At 63.2% G+C, this 26,139-nt stretch carries 30 protein-coding genes and 1 tRNA gene; 19 read left to right on the top strand and 12 right to left on the bottom strand.

The features are described 5' to 3' along the window. The 3 genes from QZY01_RS08745 to QZY01_RS08735 form a co-directional block, all read right to left on the bottom strand. A partial coding sequence (locus QZY01_RS08745) for an arginine deiminase family protein (RefSeq protein WP_294535979.1) occupies positions 1 to 295 on the bottom strand: 295 nt, incomplete at its 3' end. A gap of 81 nt (positions 296 to 376) precedes the next feature. Beyond that, a complete protein-coding gene (locus QZY01_RS08740) occupies positions 377 to 1,807 on the bottom strand; it encodes a basic amino acid/polyamine antiporter (protein WP_294535976.1) in 1,431 nt (476 codons plus the stop codon). A 32-nt stretch (positions 1,808 to 1,839) separates the two neighbouring features. After that, positions 1,840 to 2,397 (bottom strand): hypothetical protein, encoded by a 558-nt coding sequence (locus tag QZY01_RS08735; RefSeq protein WP_294535973.1) that lies wholly within the window; start codon positions 2,395 to 2,397, stop codon positions 1,840 to 1,842. On the opposite strand from QZY01_RS08735, the gene QZY01_RS08730 reads away from it, so the two are divergent. The 6 genes from QZY01_RS08730 (at position 2,396) to QZY01_RS08705 (ending at position 6,811) form a co-directional block, all read left to right on the top strand. Continuing rightward, a complete protein-coding gene (locus QZY01_RS08730; protein ID WP_294535970.1) occupies positions 2,396 to 3,031 on the top strand; it encodes an SDR family NAD(P)-dependent oxidoreductase in 636 nt (211 codons plus the stop codon). The two genes, QZY01_RS08735 and QZY01_RS08730, sit on opposite strands and share 2 nt — an antisense overlap. A gap of 25 nt (positions 3,032 to 3,056) precedes the next feature. Then, positions 3,057 to 3,443: a DUF393 domain-containing protein gene (locus QZY01_RS08725; protein WP_294535968.1), complete on the top strand. Its 387-nt coding sequence runs from the start codon at positions 3,057 to 3,059 to the stop codon at positions 3,441 to 3,443. A 4-nt stretch (positions 3,444 to 3,447) separates the two neighbouring features. Beyond that, on the top strand, positions 3,448 to 3,624 hold the full coding sequence (locus QZY01_RS08720; RefSeq protein ID WP_294535965.1) for a DUF2256 domain-containing protein: 177 nt from the start codon (positions 3,448 to 3,450) through the stop codon (positions 3,622 to 3,624). Further along, a complete protein-coding gene (locus QZY01_RS08715; protein WP_294535963.1) occupies positions 3,621 to 5,174 on the top strand; it encodes a cryptochrome/photolyase family protein in 1,554 nt (517 codons plus the stop codon). Before QZY01_RS08720 ends, QZY01_RS08715 begins: the two co-directional genes overlap by 4 nt. A 52-nt stretch (positions 5,175 to 5,226) precedes the next feature. Continuing rightward, the gene (locus QZY01_RS08710) at positions 5,227 to 6,198 is read left to right on the top strand and encodes an FAD-dependent oxidoreductase (RefSeq protein ID WP_294535960.1); all 972 of its coding nucleotides are present in this window, start codon (positions 5,227 to 5,229) and stop codon (positions 6,196 to 6,198) included. 112 nt (positions 6,199 to 6,310) lie between these two features. Continuing rightward, positions 6,311 to 6,811, top strand: coding sequence for a DUF3280 domain-containing protein (locus QZY01_RS08705; protein ID WP_294535958.1), 501 nt, complete (start codon positions 6,311 to 6,313; stop codon positions 6,809 to 6,811). Between the two features lie 217 nt (positions 6,812 to 7,028). Here QZY01_RS08705 and QZY01_RS08700 read toward each other — a convergent pair whose 3' ends face one another. Continuing rightward, positions 7,029 to 8,156 (bottom strand): S-(hydroxymethyl)glutathione dehydrogenase/class III alcohol dehydrogenase, encoded by a 1,128-nt coding sequence (locus QZY01_RS08700; protein WP_294535955.1) that lies wholly within the window; start codon positions 8,154 to 8,156, stop codon positions 7,029 to 7,031. 148 nt (positions 8,157 to 8,304) lie between these two features. Further along, a complete protein-coding gene (locus tag QZY01_RS08695; RefSeq protein WP_294535952.1) occupies positions 8,305 to 8,538 on the bottom strand; it encodes a hypothetical protein in 234 nt (77 codons plus the stop codon). A gap of 173 nt (positions 8,539 to 8,711) precedes the next feature. On the opposite strand from QZY01_RS08695, the gene QZY01_RS08690 reads away from it, so the two are divergent. From QZY01_RS08690 to QZY01_RS08665, 6 genes are all read left to right on the top strand, one after another. Next, positions 8,712 to 9,584, top strand: a complete 873-nt coding sequence (locus tag QZY01_RS08690; RefSeq protein WP_294535950.1) for a quinoprotein relay system zinc metallohydrolase 2 — start codon at positions 8,712 to 8,714, stop codon at positions 9,582 to 9,584. Between the two features lie 273 nt (positions 9,585 to 9,857). Beyond that, a complete protein-coding gene (gene xoxF5 / locus QZY01_RS08685) occupies positions 9,858 to 11,660 on the top strand; it encodes a lanthanide-dependent methanol dehydrogenase XoxF5 (protein ID WP_294535948.1) in 1,803 nt (600 codons plus the stop codon). 227 nt (positions 11,661 to 11,887) lie between these two features. Beyond that, the gene (locus QZY01_RS08680; protein WP_294535986.1) at positions 11,888 to 12,355 is read left to right on the top strand and encodes a c-type cytochrome, methanol metabolism-related; all 468 of its coding nucleotides are present in this window, start codon (positions 11,888 to 11,890) and stop codon (positions 12,353 to 12,355) included. A gap of 4 nt (positions 12,356 to 12,359) precedes the next feature. Beyond that, a complete protein-coding gene (locus QZY01_RS08675) occupies positions 12,360 to 13,223 on the top strand; it encodes a quinoprotein dehydrogenase-associated putative ABC transporter substrate-binding protein (RefSeq protein WP_294535946.1) in 864 nt (287 codons plus the stop codon). Then, positions 13,220 to 13,816 carry a rhodanese-like domain-containing protein gene (locus tag QZY01_RS08670; protein WP_294535944.1) on the top strand — a complete coding sequence of 199 codons (597 nt, stop codon included), beginning with the start codon at positions 13,220 to 13,222 and terminating at the stop codon, positions 13,814 to 13,816. The genes QZY01_RS08675 and QZY01_RS08670 overlap by 4 nt, the downstream gene beginning before the upstream one ends. Positions 13,817 to 14,022: 206 nt before the next feature. After that, complete coding sequence (locus QZY01_RS08665; protein ID WP_294535940.1) at positions 14,023 to 14,814, top strand: quinoprotein dehydrogenase-associated SoxYZ-like carrier; 792 nt, start codon at positions 14,023 to 14,025, stop codon at positions 14,812 to 14,814. A gap of 184 nt (positions 14,815 to 14,998) precedes the next feature. On the opposite strand, the gene QZY01_RS08660 is transcribed toward QZY01_RS08665, so the two are convergent. The 6 genes from QZY01_RS08660 to QZY01_RS08635 all read right to left on the bottom strand — a co-directional run bounded on the left by QZY01_RS08660 (position 14,999) and on the right by QZY01_RS08635 (position 19,956). Continuing rightward, on the bottom strand, positions 14,999 to 15,328 hold the full coding sequence (locus QZY01_RS08660) for a hypothetical protein (protein WP_294535984.1): 330 nt from the start codon (positions 15,326 to 15,328) through the stop codon (positions 14,999 to 15,001). A gap of 193 nt (positions 15,329 to 15,521) precedes the next feature. Beyond that, entirely contained in the window at positions 15,522 to 16,211 is a 690-nt protein-coding gene (locus QZY01_RS08655) for a hypothetical protein (RefSeq protein WP_294535937.1), read from the bottom strand. Positions 16,212 to 16,314: 103 nt separating this feature from the next. Further along, complete coding sequence (locus tag QZY01_RS08650; RefSeq protein WP_294535935.1) at positions 16,315 to 17,019, bottom strand: response regulator transcription factor; 705 nt, start codon at positions 17,017 to 17,019, stop codon at positions 16,315 to 16,317. Between the two features lie 236 nt (positions 17,020 to 17,255). Next, positions 17,256 to 17,867, bottom strand: a complete 612-nt coding sequence (locus tag QZY01_RS08645; RefSeq protein ID WP_294535933.1) for a hypothetical protein — start codon at positions 17,865 to 17,867, stop codon at positions 17,256 to 17,258. An 8-nt stretch (positions 17,868 to 17,875) separates the two neighbouring features. Continuing rightward, positions 17,876 to 18,814, bottom strand: a complete 939-nt coding sequence (locus QZY01_RS08640; protein ID WP_294535931.1) for a PQQ-dependent catabolism-associated beta-propeller protein — start codon at positions 18,812 to 18,814, stop codon at positions 17,876 to 17,878. A gap of 23 nt (positions 18,815 to 18,837) precedes the next feature. Continuing rightward, positions 18,838 to 19,956, bottom strand: coding sequence for an ABC transporter substrate-binding protein (locus QZY01_RS08635; protein ID WP_294535929.1), 1,119 nt, complete (start codon positions 19,954 to 19,956; stop codon positions 18,838 to 18,840). Here QZY01_RS08635 and QZY01_RS08630 point away from each other — a divergent pair. The 5 genes from QZY01_RS08630 (at position 19,949) to QZY01_RS08610 (ending at position 23,711) form a co-directional block, all read left to right on the top strand. Then, complete coding sequence (locus tag QZY01_RS08630) at positions 19,949 to 20,125, top strand: hypothetical protein (RefSeq protein ID WP_294535927.1); 177 nt, start codon at positions 19,949 to 19,951, stop codon at positions 20,123 to 20,125. The genes QZY01_RS08635 and QZY01_RS08630 overlap by 8 nt on opposite strands. 340 nt (positions 20,126 to 20,465) lie before the next feature. Continuing rightward, entirely contained in the window at positions 20,466 to 21,038 is a 573-nt protein-coding gene (gene gfa / locus QZY01_RS08625) for an S-(hydroxymethyl)glutathione synthase (protein ID WP_294535982.1), read from the top strand. 136 nt (positions 21,039 to 21,174) lie between these two features. Then, positions 21,175 to 22,008: an S-formylglutathione hydrolase gene (gene fghA / locus QZY01_RS08620; RefSeq protein WP_294535926.1), complete on the top strand. Its 834-nt coding sequence runs from the start codon at positions 21,175 to 21,177 to the stop codon at positions 22,006 to 22,008. Between the two features lie 138 nt (positions 22,009 to 22,146). After that, entirely contained in the window at positions 22,147 to 22,689 is a 543-nt protein-coding gene (locus tag QZY01_RS08615) for an SRPBCC family protein (RefSeq protein ID WP_294535924.1), read from the top strand. Positions 22,690 to 22,715: 26 nt separating this feature from the next. Further along, complete coding sequence (locus tag QZY01_RS08610; protein ID WP_294535922.1) at positions 22,716 to 23,711, top strand: YncE family protein; 996 nt, start codon at positions 22,716 to 22,718, stop codon at positions 23,709 to 23,711. A 129-nt stretch (positions 23,712 to 23,840) separates the two neighbouring features. Here QZY01_RS08610 and QZY01_RS08605 read toward each other — a convergent pair. Then, positions 23,841 to 23,914, bottom strand: a tRNA-Gln gene (locus QZY01_RS08605). Positions 23,915 to 24,134: 220 nt separating this feature from the next. Between QZY01_RS08605 and QZY01_RS08600 the strand changes: the two genes are divergently transcribed. Both QZY01_RS08600 and QZY01_RS08595 read left to right on the top strand, forming a co-directional pair. Then, positions 24,135 to 25,223, top strand: a complete 1,089-nt coding sequence (locus tag QZY01_RS08600) for a Ppx/GppA phosphatase family protein (protein WP_294535920.1) — start codon at positions 24,135 to 24,137, stop codon at positions 25,221 to 25,223. A gap of 94 nt (positions 25,224 to 25,317) precedes the next feature. Beyond that, positions 25,318 to 26,040 (top strand): RlmE family RNA methyltransferase, encoded by a 723-nt coding sequence (locus QZY01_RS08595; RefSeq protein WP_294535918.1) that lies wholly within the window; start codon positions 25,318 to 25,320, stop codon positions 26,038 to 26,040. Positions 26,041 to 26,139 lie beyond the last annotated feature (99 nt).

Raw genomic sequence — 26,139 nt, 5'->3', positions numbered from 1 at the left:
CCTGGTTGGGCACGACCTGATTGTCGAGGATCCAGGCCTTGGCCTCGGGGATGGCGACAGTCTCGGCCAGCAGATTGTGCAACTCCACGACATCGACGCCGCGGTCGCGCATCTTGGTGATGAAATCGAAATGGTCGCGCTTGGCGTTCTCGACCCATAGCACGTCGTCGAACAGCAACTCGTCGCAATTGCTCGGCGTCAGGCGCTGATGCGCCCGGCCCGGCGCGCAGACCAGAACCTTGCGCAGTTGGCCCACTTCGGAGTGGACGCCGAATTTGGTTGCCTTGTCCGTCATGGTCATTTCACCCTTCTTGACCTGTTTTCGTGCGCGCGCACTGGACGCGTTTTCCATATGAATTCTCACGTCCCGACCAAATCAGGGCGTAATAAGCCCGGTCGCCAGGCCGTAGACGCCGATGGCGGCCCCGACGATCACGACAGCGAAAATACCGAGTTCGACCGGGGTGAACAGACGCGCGTTCTGTTCCCGCCGCGCCCAGAAATAGAGGATTGTCCCCGGCGCGAAGAGGACCGTCACCAGAAGCACGTATTTCAGGCCGGCGGCGATGAACATGAAGATCACGTAGATGACGGCGATCCCCGCGATGATCTGGTCGCGGCCGCGCTCATCCGGCGTCTTCTCGTAGCCGACGCCGCTGCGCGCCAGCAGCACGCCATACCCTGCGACAAGCAGATAAGGCAGCAGCGTCGTCACGCTGGTCATGTCGAGCATGAAGTTGAATGCGTCCTGGGACCAGTAGGTCGAGATGATGAAAAGCGAAACGACGATGTTGGAGACCCAAAGCGCAAGCGTTGGAACTTCATTGCTGTTCTGCGTCGCAAACAGCCGCGGCATATCGCCCGACTTGGCTGCGGCGAACAGCACTTCGGCGCATATGAGCGTCCAGGCAAGGAAGGCGCCGAGCACCGAGACCAGCACGCCTATGGAGATCATCACCGCGCCCCAGTGTCCGACCACGAGTTCCAGTGCGCCCGCCAGCGACGGGTTCGCAACGCCGGCGATCGCCGCGCGGGGCGCGGTGGCGTATGGTAGCAGCGTGACCGCGACCATAAGGCCGGTGACGCCGACGAATCCAAGGATGGTCGCCGCGCCGACATCCGAGCGCTTCGTGGCGAAACGGGAGTAGACGCTCGCGCCTTCGATGCCAATGAACACGAACACCGTGATCAGCATGGTGTCGCGCACCTGCGCGAGCAGGGTCTTTTCCGGCATCCCGACGCCGCCGAAGAAGTTCTGCGAAAACTGCGCATAATTGAAGAAGAAGACGAAAATCAGGACCGCGACGATGAGCGGAACGATCTTGGCGACGGTGACGACCTTGTTGATGAAGGTCGCTTCCTTGACGCCGCGCAAGATCAGGAAATGGAACGCCCAGACGCCGATGAGCGAAACGCCGATCGCGGTTGCGTTGGTTCCTTCCCCGAATATTTCGGGAAAGAACCTGCCGAGAGTCGCGGTGATCAGCACCCAATAAAAGGTGTTGCCGAGGACGCTGCCGATCCAGTAGCCGAAGGCCGACAGAAAGCCGACGTAATCGCCAAAGCCGGCTTTGGCGTAGGCGAACACGCCGGCGTCGATATCCGGCCGCTTTTCCGCGAGCGCCTGGAACACGCGCGCCAGCATATACATGCCGGTGCCGGCGATCGCCCAGGCGATCAGCGCGCCGAAGGGGCCCGTCGCCGTCGCGAACCGGCCGGGCAGGTTGAAAATGCCGGCGCCGACCATCGACCCGATCACCATGGCGGTCAGCGAGGAGAGCGGCATTTTTTGCTGTTCAGAACTCATCGCGAGCCTTCCCTTCCGGTCATCGCCCAACCCTAACCGACAGACCGCCCGGACATGCGCCGAAACCCGCTCGCGCACAGGCTTGGGACGCCCGCGTCCGGATCGGGCTTGCGTTCGGCGAGGGCCTGAAAAACCCGCGCCAGCGCGCACATGCCGGCCATGGCCATGAGCCAAGTCATGTTCGAGCCGGGCGGGTCCATCTGGACCGCGAAGGTCTGGGGAATCGGGAAGTTTCCGGCGCCGATCATCGAGCCGATGACAAGCGCGGACAATGAGAACAGGCGCCGCCTGTTCTGCGATAAAGCCGATATCATGAACGCTTCCCCATCGATTTTTTCTGTGGATTTGCTCCACTTTGGAGGCTGAGAGTCCTCTGATGTCCCTGCCATGTCAAGGCCGCGCCGCGACAGGGCCGCCGCATTTGCCCTCATCCGTTCGACGGGGGGCGTTCTGGTCCCGCCGCCGCCGCGCAGTGACATCGGGCAAGCCTTGAACGCGCGGCAAGGCCAATCCAAACAGGCCTTCCGAGCGTATGATCTGGGAACGGCAAGGGCAAAATATTCTTCGCCCGGCTTCGGGAAGGTTTCCATGATGCAGGTACTGATCATCGGCGCCAGCAAGGGCATCGGGCTGGAGACGGCGCGCCAGGCTCTCCAGGCCGGCTACCGCGTTCGCGCGCTCGCGCGCTCCGCCGCCGGAATGGCGCTTTCGCATCCCAATCTCGAAAAAGTTCGCGGCGACGCCTTGAGCACCGTGGACGTCGAGGCCGCCCTGAACGGGGTGGACGTCGTGATCGAGGCTCTCGGCGTGGCGGCGGGCGATTTGTTCAAACCGGTAAGCCTTTTCTCGGACGCGACCCGGGTGCTGATCGCGGCGATGGACGTCAAAGGCGTCAAGCGTCTGATTTGTGTGACCGGTTTTGGCGCCGGCGAAAGCCGCGCGCATATCGGCTGCCTTCAGCGCCTGCCGTTCCAGCTTATCCTTGGCCGCGCCTATGACGACAAGAGCGTGCAGGAGCGCCTGATCGAGGAAAGCGGGTTGGAATGGACGATTGCGCGGCCCGGCGTCCTGACCGGCGGACCCAGGACCGGACGCTACAAGGTTCTTGCCGAGCCGTCGCTTTGGCGCAACGGGATCGTCTCGCGCGCGGACGTCGCCGACTTCCTCGTAAAACAGATCGAGGACAAGACCTATTTGCGTCAGTCCCCCGTGCTGGTCAACTGAACGCCCCATACAGGAGAGTTGCGCGATGTCGGAAGGCTCGAAATCGACGGTCTATTTCGACGGCTCCTGTCCGCTCTGTCGGGCGGAAATCGGCTATTACCGCCGCAAGGACGAAACCGACGCGATTTGCTTTGTCGATGTCTCGCAAGCCGACGCCGCAACTCCCGAAGGCGTGACCCGGCAGCGGGCGATGGAGCGGTTTCATGTGCGCGCCGGCGATGGGCGCGTCGTCTCCGGCGCGGCGGGTTTCGTCGAGGTGTGGAAGAGCCTGCCGGGCGGGTGGCGCTGGGCGGCGCGCGCCGCGTCGCTGCCGGGCGCCTTGCCGGTGATGGAGTTTGGCTACCGGATGTTTCTTCCGGTCCGGCCCTTCATCTCGCGGCTGTTAGGACGCGTCCGGCCCGCGCGCAGGTGATCGCATGGCCCGGATGCGCCGCAAGGCCGACCTGCCGACCAAGACCTGTGTCCAGTGCCGGCGGCCTTTGGTCTGGCGCAAGAAATGGGCGCGTGACTGGGACAACGTCAAATATTGCTCCGACCGCTGCCGCATGACGCCGCCGCAATCGGCGCGCGGACCGGGATCGCCGGCGCCATGACCAACTTGCGAATTGTTCTCGGCGACCAGCTTTCCGATAACCTCAGTGCGTTGACAGGTATCGATGAAAGGTCTGACGTCGTCCTGATGATGGAGGTCGAGGAGGAAAGCGCGTGGGTGCGCCACCACAAGCAGAAGATCGTGCTGGCGCTCTCGGCGATGCGCCACTTTGCCGACACGTTGCGCCGGCGCGGCGTGAACGTCGATTACATAAAACTCGATGCAAAGCTTAACACCGGGGGGTTCACCGGCGAGGTCCAGCGCGCGGTCGCGCGGCATCGGCCGGATCGTATTATCGTGACCGAACCTTCCGAATGGCGCGTGCAGAAAATGGCCGAGGGCTGGGCGTCGCTGACGGGAACGCAAGTCGAGGTGCGCGCCGATACACGCTTCTTCGCCAGCCGCGCCCGCTTCGCCGCCTGGGCGAAAGGGCGTCGCGGCTGGCGGCTGGAGCATTTCTACCGCGAGATGCGGCGCGAACATGGAATTCTGATGGAGGACGGACAGCCGGCGGGCGGCCAGTGGAACTATGACGCCGCGAACCGCAAGCGGCTGCCGGCGCGGACCATTCCGCCCGCGCGGCTGCGCTTCCCGCCCGATGCGACGACGCGCGAGGTCATGGCGCTGGTCGAGCGGCGATTCCCCGATCATTTTGGCGCGCTGGAGGCATTCGGCTGGCCGGTGACGCGCGCCGATGCCTTGCGCGCGCTCGAAGATTTCATCGCCCATGGCCTGCCCGAATTCGGCGATTACCAGGACGCGATGAAAGCCGGCGCGCCCTTCCTGTTCCATTCGCTGCTGGCGCCGGCCTTGAACCTCGGGCTGCTTTCCCCTGCAGAAATCTGCCGCGCGGCTGAAACCGCCTGGAAGTCGAATGCCGCGCCGTTGAACGCGGTCGAGGGCTTCGTGCGTCAGGTTTTGGGCTGGCGGGAATATGTGCGCGGCGTCTACTGGACGCTGATGCCGGAATATGCGGAGCGCAACGCGCTGGCGGCGACCCGTAAGCTGCCGGAGTTCTACTGGACCGGCGACACCGACATGCGCTGTCTGCGCGAGACGATTCTCGGCACGGCGCGTTACGCCTATGCGCATCATATCCAGCGGCTGATGGTGACCGGAAACTTCGCGCTTCTGGCTGGTCTCGCGCCAAGCGAAGTCGAGCGCTGGTATCTCGCGGTATACGCCGACGCCTATGAATGGGTGGAAATGCCCAATACGCTCGGCATGGCGATTTTTGCCGATGGCGGGCAAATGGCGTCCAAGCCCTATGCGGCTTCGGGCGCCTATATCGACCGGATGGCGGACTATTGCCGAGGCTGCGCCTACGACGTCAAACAGAAGACCGGTCCGCGCGCCTGCCCGTTCAACTTTCTTTACTGGGCTTTCCTGATCCGTCAGAAAGACCGGCTTTCGGGCAATCCACGGCTGGCGATGCCCTACCGCACGCTTGGCCTTTGGCCGAAAGAGCGGGAAGCCGCGATCGTCGCCGAGGCCGACGCCTTTCTCGACCGGCTCGATCAAAAAGCCCAAAGTTCCGGAGTTCCCGCATGATCGAATTTGCCGCCCTGCCGCCGGTTGAGACGCTGTTGCGGGGGAATTTTCGGTGAAGATCGGGATTGTTGGCGCAGGCATGGCGGGGCTGGCTTGCGCCGAGGGTTTGGCGGGACAGGGTCACGATGTGGCGCTGTTCGACAAAGGGCGGGGACCGGGAGGGCGCATGTCGACGCGGCGCGTCCCCACATTGGCGGGCGAAGCCAGTTTTGATCATGGCGCGCAATATTTCACGGTGCGCGACGCCGCTTTTCGGGCGCGGGTGGACGACTGGCTGGCGCGCGGCGCGGTCGCGCCCTGGCCGGCGGCGGGAGAGGGCGCCTATGTCGGTGTTCCGGCGATGAACGCGCCGATAAGGCAGATGGCCGAGGGCCAGTCGGCGCGCTGGGCGACCCCCGTGACGCGGCTGGAGCGGTCAAGCGCGGGCTGGCGGCTGGTTTTGGGGGCAGGGGAGTCCATCGTTGTCGATATCGCCGTCGTCGCAACGCCCGCCGAACAGGCGGCGGCCCTGCTCGCATCGGTTGCGCCCGATTTCGCGGGGCGCGCGGCCTCGGCGCCGAGCGCGCCATGCTGGACCGCGATGCTGGCTTTCGCCGAGACTCTACCGACCGCTGTGGACTGTCTTGAGGGCGGCGAGGCCGACATCCTCGGCTGGGCGGCGCGCAATCGATCCAAGCCGGGGCGGACCGGACCCGAAGCCTGGGTGCTTCAGGCGGGCCCCGACTGGTCGCGGCGTCATCTCGAAGCCGACGCGGAATGGGTGGCGCTCGCGCTGTCGGCGGCTTTTTCGCAGTGGCTCGGATTGGCCTTGCCGGCGACGATCTCGCGCGGCGCGCACCGGTGGCGCTATGCGCGCGCCGGAGTCGAGAGCGTCGAGGGATCGGGCGCCTTGTGGGATGCAGACCGCCGGCTCGGCCTGTGCGGCGACTGGCTGGTCGGCGCGCGCGTCGAAGGCGCCTGGATGTCGGGAACCCTGCTGGCCGGGCGAATCGCCGCCGGTCCGCGCGAGGCGGGCGCGCCATGATTCGGCTGGCGCGGTTCCAGCGCGAGCGGCGGCTTGCCGAGCGCCCGCGCCGTGATAGCTTGCCAACAGCGACGGGCCTCCCGCCCCAACCTTGTGACGGAATCCCATGCGCATGAAAAAACCTCTGATCCTCGCCCTGATGGCGGCTCATGCCTTCGGCGCGGCGGCTGGCGCGCGGGCCGACGAACCGAAGACCGCCGCCGTCTTCGACACGGTCTTCGTCAATTCCTCGCCGCAGGAGACCTCGCCCGAGGAAGCCGCGCGAATCCAGCGCATGACTGCGGCGTTGAAACTGGCGTTGGAAAAGACCGGCCAGTATCGCGTCATCGACCTCGCGCCGGTCGCAAGCCAGATCGACGCCGTCAAGGATATCCACGATTGCAACGGCTGCGAGGTCGAACTGGCGAAAAAGGCCGGCGCGCAGCTCGCCATCGTGGCCTGGACGCAGAAGGTCAGCAATCTGATCCTGAACCTGAACATCCGCATCGAGGACGCCGCCACCGGTGAGACGCTCAAGGGCGGCAGCGTCGATATTCGCGGCAATACCGATGAGACCTGGGATCGCGGCCTGAAATACCTGCTGGAGCGGCGCGTCCTCAAAGAACAGCCCTGACAGGCTGCGCACGGCTCCGCGACAGCCCTTTCAGGGCCTCCTCACAATGAGGGCTACCCTATTGATTCCATTGATCCCCTGATGCTGAGGAGCGATGCGACACATCGCGTCTCGAAGCACGGGGGGATTAACCCAGGCACTTTTCAGCAGCCTGCCAAATGCGAGGGGGACCGACAAATCGGAGGTTGCCGGCCTGCCCGAGCGCGCCGCGTCGGGATCAGAAGATCACCACCGAGCGGATCGACTCGCCCTTGTGCATCAGGTCGAAGGCGTCGTTGATCTTGTCGAGCGGCATGGTGTGGGTGATCAGATCGTCGATGTTGATCTTGCCCTCCATGTACCAATCGACGATTTTCGGCACATCGGTGCGGCCACGCGCGCCGCCGAAGGCCGAGCCGCGCCAGTTGCGGCCCGTGACCAGCTGAAAGGGCCGCGTGGCGATTTCCTGCCCCGACGGCGCCACGCCGATGAGGATCGACGTGCCCCAGCCGCGATGGCAGCATTCCAGCGATTGCCGCATCGTATGGACATTGCCGATACATTCGAACGAAAAATCGGCGCCGCCGCCGGTGGCGTCGACAATGGCTTCGACGACCTTGTCGCGCCCGACTTCGTCCGGGTTGATGAAATGGGTCATGCCGAATTTCTTCGCCATTTCAACCTTGCCGGGGTTCAGATCGACGCCGATGATCTTGTCCGCGCCGACCATGCGCGCGCCCTGAATGACGTTGAGGCCGATGCCGCCCAGGCCGAAGACGACAACATTGGCGCCCGGCCAGACCTTTGCGGTGTAGACCACTGCGCCGATCCCGGTGGTGACGCCGCAGCCAATATAGCAGATCTTGTCGAAAGGCGCGTCCTCGCGCACCTTGGCGAGCGCGATTTCCGGCAGGACGGTGAAGTTCGAGAAGGTCGAGCAGCCCATGTAATGCCACAGGATATCCTTGCTGCCGCCGGCCGGCGCGCAGGAGAATCGGCTCGTGCCGTCAGGCATAATGCCCTGGCCCTGGGTGGCGCGGATGGCGGTGCAGAGATTGGTGCGCTGCGAGAGGCAGCTTTTACACTGCCTGCATTCCGGCGTGTAGAGCGGAATGACATGGTCGCCAGGCTTGACCCAAGTCACGCCGGGGCCGACCTCGCGGACGATTCCCGCGCCTTCATGGCCAAGAATGGCCGGAAATTTTCCCTCCGAATCAAGCCCGGACAGAGTATAGGCGTCGGTATGGCAGACGCCCGTGGCCATGATTTCGACCAGAACCTCGCCGGTTTTTGGACCTTCGAGATCGACCGTTTCAATGGTCAGGGGGGCTTCGGCTTTCCAGGCGACCGCCGCGCGCGTTTTCATGGGAACGACCTTTTAATGGGAGCAAATGGCCACCCATTAAAGGGGCGCCCAGCATCGCACGCAACGACCGGCGGCCTCATTAAGAACAAATTGAGAGACGCCGTGCGTCAAGCGCGCAGGAAGGGCTTGAGCCTGACCCGCGCAGGTCCTAGTCTCGAATGAGGGCGGCGGTCCGGTTCTTGCGGCAGATCGTCTTTACATAAAGCGTATCGCCCACGCCGTCGCGCAGGGCGCCGCGCGCCACGACTTCCTGCCCGCCGTGCAGGCAGGCCAGTTCATTTTCCACCTGGGTGGAAATAACGTCGACGGCGTTCATCTCGTCGCAGGCCTGCGGTGGGGTGGAGAGTTGACAAACGAGGATCACGGCGGTGAAAACGGACATATCCTGTTCCTTCTGACGAAACGTCGATGAGTCCCGAGGTCAGGCTCCGAAGCGCCTGTCGGTACAGGTCTCCCGCGGCGACCGCCGCGAGAAAAGCGAACCGATATTTCCTCTCCGTACGTCTCGCAGCTGTTGTTTTCGCCGGGTTGATCGCTGGTTCCGGGGCTTGCGCCTTGCCGGGACAAGCGGGGCCGTCCGCTGCCATTGAAATCGCGCCGGGCGCCTATGTCCTGCCCGGCGTCATTGCCCTGACCGACAAGCAAAACGCGGGCCAGATCAGCAATAGCGGCTTCATTATCGGCCGCGACGGCGTCGCCGTCATCGACACCGGCGGAAGCCCTGCCATCGGGCGAAAATTGCGCGCCGCCATCCGCGCACTGACTAGCAAGCCGATCCTTTATGTCATTTTTACGCATGGCCATCCCGATCATATCCTCGGCGCCGCGGCCTTTGTCGAGGATCGTCCGCAATTTGTCGGCCATCGCGCGCTGCCTGCGGCGATGGCCGCCCATGCCGACGATTACCTCAACGCCGCGCGAAATCTGCTCGGGGAACAGGAATTCGCCGGAACGAGGATCGTGCCGCCGACGCTGCTGGTGGATGGAGAGACGCAGATCGATCTCGGCAACCGGCGGCTGAAACTCGAATCCTGGCCCTCGGGCCATACCAATGCCGATATCACCATCACCGACGAGGCCAGCGGCGCCTTGTTTTTGGGCGACCTGTTATTTTCAGGGCATATCCCGGCGCTGGACGGCAAATTGACCGGCTGGCTGGACAATCTGCAAAAGCTGAAACAGCGGCAGGCGAAACGGGCGGTTCCAGGACATGGCCCGGCCTCCGTGGCCTGGCCCGAAGCGGCCGAAGCCGAGGAGGCCTATTTACGCCGGTTGCGCGACGATGTCGGCGAGGCGCTGCGCGAGGGGCGGACCATTCGCGAGGCCGCCGGGTCCGCCGCCGCGACCGAGCGCGGCAAATGGCGGCTGTTCGACGATTTCAATCCGCGTAACGCCACCGCCGCCTATCACGAACTGGAATGGCAATAATCATTTTGACTATTATTGCAGCGCAGCATGAAATGAGACCGCAATCGATTTTCTTCTAAGACAATTATAAAAGACACACTCCCTTTGCACAGTTGCCGCCGCCGAACTTAGAGATTAGATTCTGAAGGTCGTCAGATTTTGACAGCGCCTAAGCTCGGCGGATCGCCGGCTTTGAACGCGTGCTGACGGCGGCATCGGCACAACAAAAAGACATCGACCGCAAATTTGGCGGAGGGAAGCCGTCCGCGGTCGGCGGCGCAAGGGAGGAATTCCATGAGAAGGCTTTATACATCGTTCTTGTCGGTCAGCTTGCTGGCGCTCAACACGGCGGCGTTCGCCAATGAATCCGTGCAAAAGGGCTCCCAGGACCCCAAGCAATGGGTGATGCAGGCGGGCAATTACGCGAATACGCGTTATTCGACGCTCGACCAGATCACCAAAAACAACGTCGCCAAGATCGTTCCGGCCTGGAGCTTCTCCACCGGCGTGCTGCGCGGACACGAAGGCGCGCCGCTGGTCATCGGCGACGTGATGTATGTGCATACGCCCTTCCCCAACAACGTCTATGCCCTCGATCTCAACAACGACGGCAAGATCTTGTGGAAATACGAGCCCAAACAGGACCCTAACGTCGTTCCGGTGATGTGCTGCGACACCGTCAACCGCGGCCTCGCCTATGCCGATGGCAAGATCTTCCTGCACCAGGCCGACACCACCGTTGTCGCCCTCAACGCCCAGACCGGCAAGGTCGAGTGGTCGGTGGCCAATGGCGATCCCAAGCGCGGCGAGACCAACACCGCGACGGTTCTGCCGGTTAAGGACAAGGTGATCGTCGGTATTTCCGGCGGCGAGTTCGGCGTGCAATGCCATGTCACCGCCTATGACATCAAGACCGGCGCCCGCGTCTGGCGCGCCTTCTCCGAGGGCCCGGACGACCAGATCATGGTCAATCCGGAAAAGACCACGTCGCTCGGCAAGCCGGTCGGCAAGGATTCCTCGCTCAAGACCTGGCAGGGCGACCAGTGGAAGACCGGCGGCGGCTGCACCTGGGGCTGGTATTCCTACGATCCGGACCTGAACCTGTTCTATTACGGCTCGGGCAACCCCTCGACCTGGAATCCGAAACAGCGTCCCGGCGACAACAAGTGGTCGATGACCCTTTGGGCGCGCAACCCCGACACCGGCGAAGCCAAATGGGTCTATCAGATGACCCCGCATGACGAGTGGGACTTCGACGGCATCAATGAAGTGCCGCTGGTCGATCAGAAGATCGACGGCAAGGACCGCAAACTGCTGGTGCATTTCGACCGCAACGGCTTCGGCTACACCCTCGACCGTGTCACCGGCGAACTTCTCGTCGCCGAAAAATTCGATCCGGCGGTGAACTGGGCGACCAAGGTCGATATGGACAAGAGCAGCCCGACCTATGGCCGTCCGCTGGTGGTCGCCAAATATTCCACCGAGCATAATGGCGAAGACGTCAATTCGCAGGGCATCTGTCCGGCGGCGCTCGGCTCCAAGGATCAGCAGCCTGCGGCCTATTCGCCCAAGACCGGCCTGTTCTACGTGCCGACCAACCATGTCTGCATGGATTACGAGCCGTTCCGAGTGTCCTATACCCCGGGCCAGCCCTATGTCGGCGCCACCCTGACGATGTTCCCCGCGCCGGGCGGTACCAATATGGGTAATTTCATCGCCTGGGACGCCACCAAGGGCAAGATTGTCTGGTCAGATTCCGAGCAGTTCTCGGTCTGGTCGGGCGCTCTCGCCACCGCCGGCGACGTCGTGTTCTACGGCACGCTGGAAGGCTATCTGAAAGCCGTGGACGCCAAGACGGGCAAGGAGCTCTACAAATACAAGACTCCGTCGGGCATCATCGGCAATGTGATGACCTACCAGCACAAGGGACGCCAATATGTGGCGGTGCTGTCCGGTGTCGGCGGCTGGGCCGGCATTGGACTCGCGGCCGGCCTCGCCGATCCTCACGCCGGTCTCGGCGCGGTTGGCGGCTATGCGGCCCTTAGCAACTACACAGCCCTTGGCGGCACCCTGACGGTCTTCGCGCTCCCCGAATGATCGCCTAACGCCAAATCCTGCCAGGCGGAGCACATTGCCCGCCTGGCTTTTTGTTCCGAACTTGCGCCAAATCGCGGGTCGCCTTCCCCGAAAGCGGCAAGGGAACGCGCGCCCCATAGCCGAATGGAATGAGCGTTGTGACCGATATCGTGGAAAAACACCCGAACCGCCGGGCCGGAAAAGTCTGCCTCGCCCTTTCCGTTTTCACCCTTTGCGCCGTATTCGGACTGGTGGGCGCCGCCAAGGCGGATTCGGGTCCCGCGACCCCCGGCGAAGACGGTAAATACACCGACGCCAGCGGCGATCCGACCTATAATATCGACAAGGACGGAAAGACCGACTGGTACACCTATTCCGGATTCCGTCGCTATCATTCGGAATGTCATGTCTGCCACGGACCGGACGGCATGGGCTCGTCCTACGCGCCGCCGCTCAAGGACTCGCTGAAAAGGCTGTCCTATACCGATTTTCTCGCCGTTGTCGCACAGGGCCGCAAGAACCTCGAAAATGGCCAGGAAAAGGTCATGCCCGAACTCGGCCTGAACAAGAACGTGATGTGCTACATCGACGATATCTATATTTATCTGAAGGCGCGCTCGGATGACGCCGTCGCTCGCGGCCGCCCGCCGGATCATGAGGCCAAACCCAAAGCCTGGCAGGATGCCCAGGACAGTTGCATGGGCGCTCCGAGTTAAAACCATGGCTGGCCTGACCGGCTTTTCGCGATTGATTTTGGCGCTGCCGGTTTTGGCGGCGCTGGTTCCCAAAGCCGCGATCGCGCAAGTCCGGCCGGACCTTGTTTCGCACGATCGTTTGCGCGTCTGCGCCGCCCCCGCCGATCTGCCTTTTTCCGACCGGGCGAAGCAGGGTTTTGAAAACAGAATCGCCGAAATTGTCGCCGACGAACTGAAAGTTCCGCTGCATTATTTCTGGATGCCGCAGGGTCCCGGCTATGTCCGCGCCACGCTCGGCGAAGACATGTGCGACCTGATCGTGGGCTATGCGGCGGACGCCGACATTGTCGATCATTCCAACCCCTATTATGCCTCGACCTATGTGCTGGTCTCGCGCGCCGGTTCGGGTCTGGACAAGATCGAAAGCCTCGACGACCCGCGACTGGCCGACGTCAGGCTCGGCGTCATCGCCGCCACGCCGCCCGCCGATCACCTGTTGCGGCTCGGCCTGATCGACAAGGCGCGCACTTACGCCCTTTTGGTGGACCGCCGTTTCGCCTCGCCGGCGCAAGAGGCGCTGCACGATGTCGAAACCGGCGTCATCGACGCGGCGATTCTCTGGGGGCCGATCGGCGCCTATTTCGCCGGAAAGGCGGAACAGCCGATGAGCGTGGCGCCGTTGAAATCCGAGGCGCGGCCGGCGCTGTCCTTCCGTATCGCCTTCGGCCTGCGCCGCAACGAACTGGAATGGCGCCACCGGCTCAACGACATTCTGCGCAAGCGCCAGGCCGATATCGAGAAGGTGCTAAAAGATTATGGCGTTCCGCTGGTTCCGGTCGAAGCGGCGGCGCTCGCGCCGGACCGGCGCAAGGAGGGAGACGTCGAATGACGGCGCCGTCGCGCTTGCGCCTCGCCATCGTCGCGCTGATCGTCAGCGTCGCGGCGGCCAGCGCGGCGCCGGCGGAAATCGCGGCGCCTGCAGAAATCGCGGCGCCCGCAGAAATCGCGGCGCCCGCAGAAATCGAAGGCTACCGGCTCGACGCCTATCAGGCGCCGGTTCCCGAAACTCTGATGGGCCGGCCGGCGCTCTCATTCGCCGAGGCCCGCGCGCTGTTCGAGGAGAACATATTGTTCATCGACGTGCTGCCCCATGCGCCCCGCCCCGAGGGTCTCGCGCCGGACGCGGTCTGGCTGGACAAGCCGCATATCAGCATCAAGGGCGCGCATTGGCTGCCGGAAGTCGGTCGCGGCGAAATCTCCGCTGAAACCGAAGGCTATTTCAAGCGCGCGCTGGCGCGGCTGACCGATGGCGACCTGGCGCGGAAAATGGTGTTCTTCTGCAAGCGCGCCTGCTGGATGTCGTGGAATGCAGCGAAGCGCGCGCAATCCTTTGGCTACACACATGTGCTGTGGTTTGCCGATGGCGTCGAAGGGTGGCGCGAAGCCGATGGGCCGATGGAAACCGTGACGCCCGATCCCTAACAGGATGCTGAAAAATGCGTGCGTTGATCCCCCCGTGCTTCGAGACGCGATGCTTCGCATCGCTCCTCAGCATGAGGGGATCAATGGAATCAAAAGGGTGGCCCTCAGCATGAGGGGATCAATGGAATCAATAGGGTAGCCCTCATGGTGAGGAGGCCCTGAAAGGGCCGTCTCGAACCACGAGGGCGGTTCACAAGGAGGCCGCCGTGCCAACCCGCCGCCTGCTGCTGCAATGCGCCCTCTGGGCCCCCATGGCCGCCCGCGCCCAGACCGCCGACAGCGAAGAAACCTGGAAAGGCCTGAAGCCGATGTTTTTCGGCGACCGGTCGATCGACGAGGCGCCGGGCTATGTGACGCTCGACGCGCCGGTCCGCGCCGAAGACGCCGCGCTTGTGCCGGTGGACGTAAAATTCCTGTCCCGCGAAAAAGGGGACCGCGTCATCGCCGCGACGGTGATCGTCGATGAAAATCCCTCGCCGCTGGTCACCACCGTGACGCGCGGACGCATCGACCCGGGCGATTTCGATTTGTCGCTGCGGTTGCGGGTCAATTCCTATTCTTACGTGCGTGTGATCGCCGAGACCGAGAGCGGCGCGCTGCACATGGTCAAGGCCTTCGTCAAGGCGGCGGGCGGCTGTTCGGCGCCGGCGTCGAAAGACCCCGAGGAGGCGCGGGCCAACGCCGGACAGATGCGCTTCCGGTCTTTCGCCGCGCAAAGTCGGGCCGAGGCGCAGGCGATGATCCGCCATCCCAATTATTCCGGCATGCAGATGGACCAGATCACCCGCATGTACACACCGGCCTGGTACGTGACCTCGGTGCGGGTGCTGCAGGGCGACGAAGAGCTTTTCTCGATGAAAAACGGCATATCGCTGAGCGAAGACCCGACCATCCGCTTCAGCTATGCGGCGAATGGCAAGCCGGTGCGCATCGAGGCGAAGGATTCGCAAGGGGGCGAATTTTCACAGAGCTTTGCGTCTGATGGTGGCGTGCTCTAGTGGTCAAAATCTAACGTTTGGTAACGTCGGGCGAGGGCAGGAAGTGACCCGCCCTTGTTTGATGGCGGCTAATCGCCAATGATGAGACGGTCGCCGACGTGATCTGGATGGTCCGCGACCCGCCGTTTCCTGCCGTCGCCGACGGCGCCAAGCGTGTGATTTCGACCATTGGACGCGCGAAAAATCAGTTGAAACACCGGATCTCGCCTTCCGCCTGCGCCCGGCGCAGATCGGCGACCGCTTCCTCGAAATTGGCGGCGCGAAACATCGACACCGACCGTCCAAGCCCCTGGCGCATTGACAGAATCGTCTCGGCCTCGACGTAGCGGTCATAGGGCAGAATCGAGGCCACGACATCCATCGAACAGGCGCATTTGCGCAAGGCCTCCGAGGTCTGGCCATTGGCCGCCATGCAGGCGAATACGTAATCGGCCCGCGCCTCGGTGGGAAAATCATTGGCCGGCGTCTGCGCCGCCGCGCCCCGCGGCGCAGCCAGGAGCGCCAGCAGCGCCAGAAGCGCCAACGCGGCGCTAACAGGCTGCTGAAAAATCCATGGACCGCCCTCGTCCTTCGAGACGGCCCTTACGGGCCTCCTCAGGATGAGGGCTACCCTATTGATTCCATTGATCCCCTCATGCTGAGGAGCGATGCGAAGCATCGCATCTCGAAGCACGGCGGGATCAACGCACGCTTTTTTCAGCAGCCTGCTAAGGCGTCTTGGCGTCATAGCGGGTGGTCTCCTCGAACAGCACCGCGCCCGATGCGTCGCGCGCGGAAATGTCGATTTCATAAATCTCGCCCGGAGCGGCCGCCGACACGCGGAAGCGATAGGTCAGGCTTTCCAGTCCGTGCATGCGCGCCTTGTTGGGATCGTTGAGAAAAGGCGCGACCTCGACCTTCCAGGCCGGGGCGGCGGCGTCGAAACCCTCGGCCCGGTCGGGGCTGGCCTTGGCGGAACGCAGCGCCATGCGGATCGCCGTTTTCATGTAGCGCGGATTGGACTGGAAAATCGTCGCGAGGCGCTGAAGATTTTCCTCCAGCATCAGGCTGAGCAGCGGATTGCCGGCCATGTCGTCGAAAGGTCCGGCGGCGCGGCGCCGTTCGGCGGAAAATAATTGCACATCCACCCGCTTCTTGTCCGGCGTGTCCCCCCGGTCGATGGTCAGCGCGATCGTGTCGTCGAAGGACGGCCCAAAGATCTTCTCGTCCGCCGAATGGAAACGATAGCTGTACTTGAGGTTGTCGCCGAGTTTGAGCGCCTGCAATTGCGGGCGCTCAAACAGGATATCGGCGGCGTCGGGCTGGGGCTCCTGGGCGCCGGAGGCGGCGCCCAGCAACAGCGCCAGAGCGAAGGCGGTCGCGCCGAAAAGCAACGGGAAAGGGCGGAAGGCGTGCATGATTTGACCTTGCTCCGCCGCGGCGGCGGCGAACGACGGATAGATTCGCCCGCCGTCGGCCGGCGGACGAGGGTTGGACGGAAGGATTAAAAAATGCGGCGCGTCAGCGCGCCGCGCATTTATAGCCGCCCATGTCGAGCATGAAGCCGCGCCCGCGCACAGTGCCGATGAAAGGCCCGCCGATGCGGGTGATATCGGCAAATTTGGTGCGCAGATAGCCCATGTAGACGTCGACGACATTCAACGAGGTGCAGCCATGGTCGCCCCAGAGCTGGTCGTAGATATCGACGCGGCGCACCGGCTGATTGGCGTTCTCCATCAGAATGCCGAGCAGTTCGGATTCGCGCTGGGTCAGGCGGATATGGGCCTTGCCGAAATGCGCCTGACGGGTGTGCATGTCGAGCACCAGCTGTCCGACCTTGCGGCGTTCGCGGGAATCGTCGGAAAGCGAACGATGCAGCAGATGCGCCCGCAGCCGCTCGATCAATTCCTCGAACGAAAAAGGCTTGGCGATGTAATCGTCGGCCCCGGCCATCAGGCCGCTGGCGCGATCGGCGGGATCGTGCCGGTCGCTGAGAAACAGCACCGGCTCGGTGCGGCCGCTGCGGCGCATCGCGCGGCAGGCTTCGAGATCGCCGCCGCTGGAAGATGTCGAGTCGAAAAGCACGGCGCAGGGATTGAGCGCCTTCACGGTTTCCACGGGGTCTTCGGCTTCCTGAACGAAAGTGACGTCGAACCCCTCCGCCTTCAGTCCTTCAGCCAGAAAGAAATTGGCGGCCTGCTCATGACCTACGATCAGAACGTTCATTTTTTGCTGCCCTGTATTGCGTTTCCTCGCCGCCCGCCTTGTTGAGTCTGATGCTCCGCAGGTCGACGGTTCGGAGATTACTTTCTCCAAACCAAGGTCACAACGAAAAAAAATCCCAATCGTTCCGGCGCTGCCAATAATCTTATTATTTTTGTCTTATTCAAGCCCTCTTCAGCCGGCCGTGCTCGCCCTCCAGAAGCAAAAACCCCTTGGAGTCCGGGCGTCTCATAACGCATTCAGAGCCGTCGCTGCAGAGCCTGGGCGATGGCGAAGGCGCGCTTCTCCAACAGCACCGGCGTTTCGCAGACGGCGGTCAGGGCGCGGGCGCGATCGTCGAAAATCCTCTTGTCCCATTTCAATTCGGGATGGGCTTTTTCGAGATCGTCGGGCGCCAGCGGCTCCTGGTTTTCCTGCGCATCGCTGATCTTTTCGGCTTCCTCACGCACTTTCGCCGCCAGAATTTTCTGGCCGCGCGCATAGCGCAAGATGCCGGCGATCACCTTGTCGCGCTCCGCGTTGATCAGTTCCAGCGCCTTGTCAAAGACCCGTGTCAGCCGCTCGTCCTTGTCGGCGCCGGCCTCCTGGGCGAATTGGTCGATCAGGCTCTCCGCTTCCGCCATCGGGGTGCGCCGAGACGCCAGCTTGCGGGCCAGCAAATATTCCGCGTCCTCGTTATCGGGGCGGCTTGCGGGTGTTTCGGGACCGGACCAGACCGCCGCGCGGCTGATCGCGCCGGCGCGCCTTTGCACGCAGGGCCAATCGCCGTCGGAAGGTGGCGGTCCGCCCGCCTGAGCCGGCGCCGCGAAAGCGCAAAAAACGCTGAAGACGATGGGCGCGACGCGGCGCATGGCAGGCCTCAATGGGGCGACACGGCGATGCCGAGCGGCGCCGCGCCGACGGGAAAGGATTTGATCACCCGCAGGCCGGCGACGTCAATGACGGAGACGTCGTTGGAATTGCCGTTGGCGGTGAACAGATATTTTTCATCCGGCGTCAGCGCCAGATGCCAGACGCGCTGGCCGACCAGCAGATATTTGCGCACCTCGAACGTTTGGGCGTCCACCACCGCGACGCGATTGGCTGGACCCAGCGCGACGAAAGCGGTCTTGCCGTCGGCTGTGAGGCGAATGCCGACCGGCTGGATTTCCTCGGACGTCAGCCCGGGCACGTCGAAGCGGATTTTCTTGAGAATCTTCTGGCTGTGCGGATCGATGACGGCGACGCTGCCGCCCACCTCCGAACTCACCCAGAGTTGCGAACCGTCGCGGCTGAAAATGGCGTAGCGCGGGCGCTTGTCAACCAGCACATTGCCGATCGGCTTGAACGTGCGGGCGTCGATGAAATGCGCCATATTGGTGGTTTCCGAGGTATTGACCAGCACCGCGCCATCGGGGCTCAGCGCCATGCCTTCCGGCTCGACGCCGACCGGCACGCGGGCCATGATCTGGTTCTTCTCGACATCGACAATGGTGACTTCGGAACTGTCCTCATTGGAAATATACAGGAGGTTGCCGGCGGCGTTGAGCGCGAATTGCTCGGGATCGGGACCCGACAGCAAGGTGCGCTGCAATTTCATCGTCGCGGTGTCGAACACCTGCACGCCGTCGTCGTCGCTGGCGCACACATAAAGCAACTTGCCATCGGGGCTGGTCAGCACCCCGCGCGGCCGCCGGCCGGCCTTGATGGTCTGCACGACGCTTAGCGTGTCGCTGTCGATCACGCTGATGGTGTTGGATTTTTCGTTGGTCACATAGACCTTGTTGGCGCTGGTCGGGACGGCGGCGACAAAGAGCATCAGACAAGCCAAGCGGGCCGGTTTCATCGCGTCACCTGTTTGGACTTGCAGGCGCTCTCGCTCTCATCGACGCCGAGCGAGTCGAGCGTGCTGCGCTGGTGGAGGAAGCCCGGCTGAGGCGCCATGCCGATCAGCGATTTCGGCTGCGCCAGCAAGATGGCCTGGCGCAATTGCCGGTCCCAGGGGCGGAAGCTGGCCGGCGCGCCCTTGAAAATCGCCAGATTGAACGAGGGGCTTTGCAGAAAGGCGGCAATTTTTTGCGGATCGGCGGCGCGGGTCGCGGTCGCGGCCTCGCCAATGGCGCGCGTCGCCGCCCAGGCCTGATAATCGATCGGCCGCATCCGCCGGTTGCTCGCGCGGATGAAGCGATTTTGCAATTGCTCGGCGCCCCAGGCGGTATGGGTCGGGTGCCAGGAGGTCGGAGTCAATCCTTGGGTGCCGGCGACGAGCCGGGGCTCCGAGGTGCGGTAAAGAATATAATCGCCGAAATCCTCCGCCTCGTCGGCGACCACGATCATGTCGGCGTCGATTCCCCGCGAAAAGGTCAAGGCGTCGGATTCGGTCACCGCATCGGACCGGGCGCGGGCCAGCGGCCCGAAGGTCCAGGGCTTTTCCGCGACGATCTTGACGCCGAATTTCTTCGCCGAGGCGCGCACGGCTTCGGCGAACAGGGCGTCGCCGGCGCCGGCGCCCGGAACCAGCAGGATTTTCGACCAGCGCCGCACCGCCAGATATTGCATCAGCCCGTCGGCGAGCATGGCGCGGCTGGGCGCGGTATGGAACAGGTTGGGACGGCAATCGGCGCCGCGCAGACGATCGTCGGGCGCCTGCGCATTGAACACCAACCCGCCAACGGAGCGCACCGCATCGGCGAGCGCCAGCGCCTCGTCCGCCGGCAGGGCGACGACGAACAGCCGCACGCCCTTGTCGAGCCAGGGCTTGACCGCTTCGGCCGGATTGTCTTCCTCGGCCAGTTCGATATCGGTCAGCGCAAAATTCTGGCCGATAAAACCGCCGGTGGTGGCGTTTTCCTGGATGGCGAGATTCGCGCCGGCAAATCCTTCGCCGGGCGGCGGCGGATCGAGGACAAAGGGCGGCGAAGGCGGGCGCGCATGAGCGACAAAGGCGATATCGATGTTCAACGCCTCATTCGCCGGGGCCTCGTTCGCCGGGGCTGCGCCAGCCTTTGCGGCGGCGATCAGCATCCCGACGGCTACCGCAATGCGGAAAAGGCGCCGCAAAGCAAAAAAATCGGGCCTTGCTTTCATCATGGCGGTTATTTTTCCGATTATTGCAAAGCTGTCAATGTGAAAATCCTAAGAGAGAACTAAGATCACCCCCCAATGCATAGACGGAAGCGCCATGCCATAATCCTCGGGCGGTCGTTTTCCCGCAACACTTTCATATTTTTACAAAAGGCCTCGCTGGAACTGCGGTTTTACATTGGCCTATGCTTGCCAGAAGCACAAGCCGGAGTTCCATGCCAGAAACCAAAAAGGGGACAACGGCCCTTCGCGCGAAAAAGCGCGAAAGGCCCAAACTGGAGACATCTGCGATGCTGGAGGGTCTCAAGAAACTCTGGACCATAGCAACCGGATCCTCGACCGATCCGGAAAAACCAAACGCCTCACCAAAGCCCAAGGAGGAAACCATGGCGCTCAAACTTCACCCCTCGATCGACAACGGCTTCAAGAAGGGGAACCCCGGTTTCGCGGGCGGGGTCCTGACCTGCAAATGCGAGCATAATCCGGTGAAAGTGCAGATCACCGGCAATAGCGCGCATAATCACGCCTGCGGCTGCACCAAATGCTGGAAACCGGCGGGCGCGGTGTTTTCCGTGGTCGCGGTCGTCTCCAGGGATAATCTCAAGGTGATCTCCGGCGCAGAAAAGCTGCATATCATCGATCCTTCCGCGACCATCCAGCGCTACGCCTGCAAGGATTGCGGCGCGCATATGTATGGCCGCATCGAAAACAAAGCCCATCCGTTCTATGGACTGGATTTCATCCATACCGAATTGTCGAGCGACGAGGGCTGGCAGGAGCCGCAATTCGCCGCCTTCGTTTCCTCGATCATTGAATCCGGCTTCCCGCCGGAGCGGATGGAAGAAGTGCGCGCCCAGCTCAAGTCGATCGGCCTCGAACCCTATGACGCGCTATCGCCGCCGTTGATGGACGCCATCGCCACCCATGTCGCCAAGGCCAACGGCAAGCTGGCGGCCTGATTCCCTGCCCGGGAGCGCTTTTTTCTCGGGACTGCTTCTCCCCAGCGAAACGGAGCGTCGGCGCTTGCGCCGGCGCTCTCTTGTTCCGCATCGTCCGGGCGCGCCAAGCGCCCCAATTCTTATGCCGGAGCCTGGAATGGAAACCGTATCGACCGCCAGATCGCACGAGGGCGTGCAAGGCGTCTATCGCCACGAATCGCGCGAAACCGGAACCCCGATGACCTTTTCGGTCTTCGTTCCGCCACAGGCGGCAGAGGGCAAGGTTCCCGTGCTCTGGTATTTCTCCGGCCTGACCTGCACCCATGCCAATGTCACCGAAAAGGGCGAATTCCGCGCCGCCGCCGCGCGACATGGGGTGATGATCGTTTGTCCCGACACCTCGCCGCGCGGCGCCGATGTGCCCGACGAGGCCGATAATTGGCAATTTGGCTCCGGCGCCGGCTTTTATCTCGACGCCACGCAGCCGCCCTACGACAAGAATTATCGGATGTATTCCTATGTTTCCAAAGAATTGCCGGAACTGATCGGCGAACAGTTTCCCGCCGCCGACCTGTCGCGGCAGGGCCTGTTCGGCCATTCGATGGGCGGCCATGGCGCGCTGACTCTGGCGCTCAAACATCCCGAAAGATTCAAGAGCTGTTCGGCCTTTTCCCCGATCGTCCAGCCCTCGACCAGCGATTGGTCGGTCCCGGCGCTGACCAAATATCTGGGCCCGGACGAGAAGGCCTGGCGCGATTACGACGCCACGCTGCTGATCGCCGATGGAAAAAGATTCAAGGAATTTCTGGTCGATCAGGGCGGCTCGGACGCCTTCCTGCAAAAAGGTCTGAAACCCTGGCTGCTGGAGGAGGCCTGCAAGGCCGCCGGCATTCCGCTCACGCTCAACATCCGCGAGGGCTATGACCATTCCTATTATTTCATCTCCAGCTTCATGGCCGATCATGTCGCCTGGCATGCGGCCCGGCTTTAGAGAGAGGCGGCGTCCGCCCCCTGAAAAGGCGAAGGCGGGGACTTCTTAGAAATTTCACAGGCTGCTTCCCGCTGCGCGCGCCCTCTGACATGATCCCGGCAAGCCGGAAAAACCGGATGGAAGGACGGGAGAAACGCAATGAAATTTCTGGCTTTGGCGACGGCCGTTGTTTGCGCGGCGCTGGCGGCGCCGGCTTTGGCGCATGGGCCGACCCGACAGAAGCTGGTCGAGACCGTGGAGATCGACAGGCCGGTGGACAAAGTCTGGGCGGTGATCGGCAATTTCGACGCGCTGGCCAAATGGCATCCCGTTGTCGCCTCCAGCGCCGCCGACAAGGGCAATGAGGAAGGCTCGACCCGAATCCTGGTGCTCAGGGCGCCGGGCGCGCCGAGTTTCGCCGAGGTGCTGCTCAAATATGACGGGGCCGGCCACAGCTACAAATATGAAATCCCCAAGGTCGATCCGAAAATCCTGCCGGTGAATAATTACACCGCGACCATTTCCGTGCTCGACAATGGCAAGGGCGGTTCAACCGTGGAATGGAAAGGCGCGTTTTACCGCGGTTACATGCTCAACGACCCGCCGCCCGAATTGAACGACGAATCCTCGGTCGCGGCGGTGAAGGGGGTCTATCGCGCCGGTCTCGACAATCTGAAGAAGATTCTGGAAGCCGCACCGTGATTTTCCGGCGGTTCGGAGCCGCCGGAATGAGCCACCCGGCTTTCCCGCCTCTTGCAAAAAGCTCGGCGTTTTGCGCGGCCCTGTTTTGGCTCGCCCCTGGCGCCCCACTGAGCGCCGAGCCTCTGGCCTATGTCACGGCGCAGGGCGCCGACGCCTTGTCGATCGTCGATCTGGCGCAAGGCCGCGTGGTCGAGACGGTGAAAATCGGCAAAAAGCCTGCCGGGGTCGCCGTCGCCCCTGGCGGCCTACGGATTTACGCGACCAATCCCGAAGGCAGGAGCTTTTCGGTCATCGAACGCGGCCCCGATGGACGCCACCGGGTCATCGCCGAAATCGCCTGCGGCGCCGGTCCGCTCGGCATTGCGCTGGACCCGGCCGGCGCCAGAATTTTCGTCGCCGACTGGTATGGGAATCGGGTGCATGTGTTCGATGCGGAGCGGTTGCGGGAAATCGCCGAGATCGCGGTTGGCCAATCGCCCGCCGGCATGGCCACCGACCCCGAAGGGCGGTTCTTATTCGTCGCCAATCGCGAGAGCGATTCGGTCTCGATGGTCGATCTGGCGACCCTGAAAAGCGTCGCCGAAATCGCCGCCGGCAAGGCGCCCTTCGGCGTGACCTACGACCCGCACGGTCCACGCCTGCTGGTCGCCAATGTGCAATCGGGCGATGTCTCGGTGATTGACCTGGCGACGCGACGCGAGACGCGCCGGCTGAAAGTTCGTAGCTTTCCCTACGCCATAGCGGCGACGTCGGACGGGCGGCGCATTTTCGTCACCAACCAGCATGACGACAGCGTTTCGGTCGTTGACGGCGAAACCTATGCGGAACTCAAAACGATCGCGGTCTGCGGTTATCCCGAAGGCGCCTTGCTCGCGCCCGATCGGCGCAGCCTTTATATCGCGTGCTGGATGGACGACGTGCTGGCGCGCATCGATGTGGAATCGCTGGAACTGGTCGACAAGATCGCCGTCGCCGCCAGCCCGCGCGCCTTCGGCCAGTTCATCGCGCCGGACGCCAGATAGTGCTTGAACTTGCAGAAGGCGCGCCGCGCTGCTTCCCGCGACCGGCGGCGCGCCGCCTAGCTTTCCATGCCGATTTGTCGCCAAATCGGCATGGAAGACGTCACCATTTCGCGCATTCATTCAAATGGTTGGCTGGGAGACCTGGATTCGAACCAAGATTAACGGAGTCAGAGTCCGCTGTTCTACCGTTGAACTATCCCCCACCGCGCGCCGCCTGGAGGCAGGCCGCTGCAAGTCGCGTTTGACATAGCCAACGGCGAAGCCGAGCGCAACCCCCTTTGCGCAACCCGCTTTGAGCGCCTGGCGGCGCGGGATGGGCCATCGGCTCGATCCCGCTCCACAATTTGCTTGTCGCGCCGGTCCCCCCGGCCTTATGCTGGCGCTCTGACGAACAGGCGCGTTTCTGGCGCGGGAGATACGGATTTGACGGCGGTGAACGCGACTGCGGCGCAGAGCTCGCTTGGCGAGGCTGTGGCGGCGCGCCCGCAAAACTTTGGCGGCGATGGCGACAGGCGCGCCTCCCGCGCTCCCGCGACCTATGCCGCGCTCGATCTCGGCACCAATAATTGTCGGCTGCTCGTGGCGCGTCCGATTCGCGATTCTTCGCAGGGCGGAAACGAGAATTTCCGCATTGTCGACGCCTTCTCCCGCATCGTCCGGCTCGGCGAGGGCGTAAGCCAGACCGGGAGCCTCAGCGAGGAGGCGATCGCCCGCACCATCGACGCGCTGCTCGTCTGTCGCGACAAGATGGTGGCGCGCGGCGTCACCCGCGCGCGGCTCATCGCCACCGAAGCCTGCCGCGCCGCCGAAAACGGCCTCGAATTCATCGAAAGGGCGAGGGCGGAAACCGGCCTCAAGCTCGAAATCATCGGCCGCGAGACCGAAGCCCGGCTCGCAGCCGTCGGCTGCGCCTCGCTCGCCGATGCGGCGGCGAAAGCCGTGGTGCTGTTCGATATTGGCGGCGGTTCTTCGGAAATCGTCTGGCTCGGGCGCGGCGGGCCGCAGGGCGGCGAACGCATCCGCCACTGGACTTCGCTCAAACTGGGCGTCGTGACGTTGGCCGAGCGTTTCGGCGGCGACGAAGTGTCCTACGCCCAGTTCAACGCCATGACCGATCTCGTCGTCAGCGAATTGCAACAATTCATCGATTCCGCCGCCAAGGAGGAAAGATGCCATCGCTTCCATCTGCTCGGCACCTCCGGCACGGTGACGACGCTCGCCGGCATTCATCTCAACCTGCCGCGCTATGACCGGCGCCGCGTGGACGGGCTATGGATGTCCCACGCGGAAATCGACGCGGTGATGAATCGTCTGCGCCGCATGTCCTATGCCGAAAGGTCGCAGAATTCCTGCATCGGTCCCGAGCGCGCCGATCTGGTGCTGGCCGGCTGCGCCATTCTTGAAGGCATCCGACGCTCCTTCCCCTCGGAGCGAATCCGCATCGCCGACCGGGGCCTGCGCGAGGGAATGCTGCTCGAACTGATGCGCGCCGACCGTTCCTTCGCCATCTGAGGGCGATTGCGAGCGAAGGGGTTTGCGGGTCGCGTTCCGAGCGAAGAAGCCGGCACTTCCGATTCGCGCCGAAGGCGGCAAAAGGCGAAATCAAGTGAAAAAAACCACCGGAGGATCGGGCGGCGAAGGCGGACGCGGTCTCAAGACGCGCGTGAAGACGGCGCGCAAACGGACCCTGTCCTCGACGCTGTGGCTCCAGCGGCAATTGAACGATCCTTATGTCGCGCGCGCCAAACGCGAGGGCTGGCGCTCGCGCGCCGCGTTCAAGCTCCTCGAAATCGACGAGAAATACCAGCTGCTGCAACCGGGCCAGAGAATCGTCGATCTCGGCGCGGCGCCGGGCGGCTGGTCGCAGGTGTCGGCGAAAAAAACCAGGTCGCGCGACGGACGCGGCAAGGTCGTCGGCATCGACCTCATCGATATCGAACCGATCGCCGGGGTGGATTTCGCGGTGATGGACTTTCTCGACGCGGAAGCCGCCGACAAGCTCAGATCAATGCTGGGCGGCGAGGCTGATGGCGTGCTTTCCGACATGGCCGCCAACACCACCGGCCACAAGAAGACCGATCACTTGCGCATTGTCCATATCGCGGAACTGGCGGCGGATTTCGCCGGCGAAGTCCTCAAGCCGGGCGGCTGGTTCCTGTGCAAATTGTTCCAGGGCGGCGAAACCGGCGAGTTGGTGACGCGGCTCAAGCGCGACTATGCAACGGTGCGGCATATCAAGCCGCAGTCGAGCCGCGCCGATTCCGCCGAGCTCTATGTGCTGGCGACGGGCTTTCGCGCGGCCGGGGACCCGAGCCAACCAGCCGCCTGAAACATTTCCGTACCTCATGTAATACATGAGATATAAATGCCAACTACATGTTTAAATTTAATTTTAGATCGGATCGAGCCCGACGCGCGACGATATGAA

Origin of the sequence: uncultured Rhodoblastus sp., from assembly GCF_903903185.1 — a bacterium.
In the GTDB taxonomy this organism is placed as follows: Bacteria; Pseudomonadota; Alphaproteobacteria; order Rhizobiales; family Beijerinckiaceae; genus Rhodoblastus.
The sequence above is the reverse complement of the archived record's forward strand: the minus strand, read 5'-3'. Positions and strand labels throughout refer to the sequence as shown.

Bases quoted from the DNA above. Each gene is read 5' to 3' on its own strand.
- QZY01_RS08715 (WP_294535963.1), top strand. From the start codon at position 3,621: ATGACCAACTTGCGAATTGTTCTCGGCGACCAGCTTTCCGATAACCTC.
- QZY01_RS08700 (WP_294535955.1), bottom strand. From the start codon at position 8,156: ATGAAAACGCGCGCGGCGGTCGCCTGGAAAGCCGAAGCCCCCCTGACC.
- QZY01_RS08610 (WP_294535922.1), top strand. From the start codon at position 22,716: ATGAGCCACCCGGCTTTCCCGCCTCTTGCAAAAAGCTCGGCGTTTTGC.
- QZY01_RS08650 (WP_294535935.1), bottom strand. From the start codon at position 17,019: ATGAACGTTCTGATCGTAGGTCATGAGCAGGCCGCCAATTTCTTTCTG.
- gfa (WP_294535982.1), top strand. From the start codon at position 20,466: ATGGCGCTCAAACTTCACCCCTCGATCGACAACGGCTTCAAGAAGGGG.
- QZY01_RS08655 (WP_294535937.1), bottom strand. From the start codon at position 16,211: ATGCACGCCTTCCGCCCTTTCCCGTTGCTTTTCGGCGCGACCGCCTTC.
- fghA (WP_294535926.1), top strand. From the start codon at position 21,175: ATGGAAACCGTATCGACCGCCAGATCGCACGAGGGCGTGCAAGGCGTC.
- QZY01_RS08735 (WP_294535973.1), bottom strand. From the start codon at position 2,397: ATGGAAACCTTCCCGAAGCCGGGCGAAGAATATTTTGCCCTTGCCGTT.
- QZY01_RS08670 (WP_294535944.1), top strand. From the start codon at position 13,220: ATGACGGCGCCGTCGCGCTTGCGCCTCGCCATCGTCGCGCTGATCGTC.
- QZY01_RS08615 (WP_294535924.1), top strand. From the start codon at position 22,147: ATGAAATTTCTGGCTTTGGCGACGGCCGTTGTTTGCGCGGCGCTGGCG.
- QZY01_RS08640 (WP_294535931.1), bottom strand. From the start codon at position 18,814: ATGCTCTTTGTCGCCGCCGTCCCGACCAGCGCCAACAAGGTCTATGTG.
- QZY01_RS08645 (WP_294535933.1), bottom strand. From the start codon at position 17,867: ATGCGCCGCGTCGCGCCCATCGTCTTCAGCGTTTTTTGCGCTTTCGCG.
- QZY01_RS08720 (WP_294535965.1), top strand. From the start codon at position 3,448: ATGGCCCGGATGCGCCGCAAGGCCGACCTGCCGACCAAGACCTGTGTC.
- QZY01_RS08725 (WP_294535968.1), top strand. From the start codon at position 3,057: ATGTCGGAAGGCTCGAAATCGACGGTCTATTTCGACGGCTCCTGTCCG.
- QZY01_RS08675 (WP_294535946.1), top strand. From the start codon at position 12,360: ATGGCTGGCCTGACCGGCTTTTCGCGATTGATTTTGGCGCTGCCGGTT.
- QZY01_RS08695 (WP_294535952.1), bottom strand. From the start codon at position 8,538: ATGTCCGTTTTCACCGCCGTGATCCTCGTTTGTCAACTCTCCACCCCA.
- QZY01_RS08630 (WP_294535927.1), top strand. From the start codon at position 19,949: ATGTTCAACGCCTCATTCGCCGGGGCCTCGTTCGCCGGGGCTGCGCCA.
- QZY01_RS08740 (WP_294535976.1), bottom strand. From the start codon at position 1,807: ATGAGTTCTGAACAGCAAAAAATGCCGCTCTCCTCGCTGACCGCCATG.
- QZY01_RS08705 (WP_294535958.1), top strand. From the start codon at position 6,311: ATGAAAAAACCTCTGATCCTCGCCCTGATGGCGGCTCATGCCTTCGGC.
- QZY01_RS08730 (WP_294535970.1), top strand. From the start codon at position 2,396: ATGATGCAGGTACTGATCATCGGCGCCAGCAAGGGCATCGGGCTGGAG.
- xoxF5 (WP_294535948.1), top strand. From the start codon at position 9,858: ATGAGAAGGCTTTATACATCGTTCTTGTCGGTCAGCTTGCTGGCGCTC.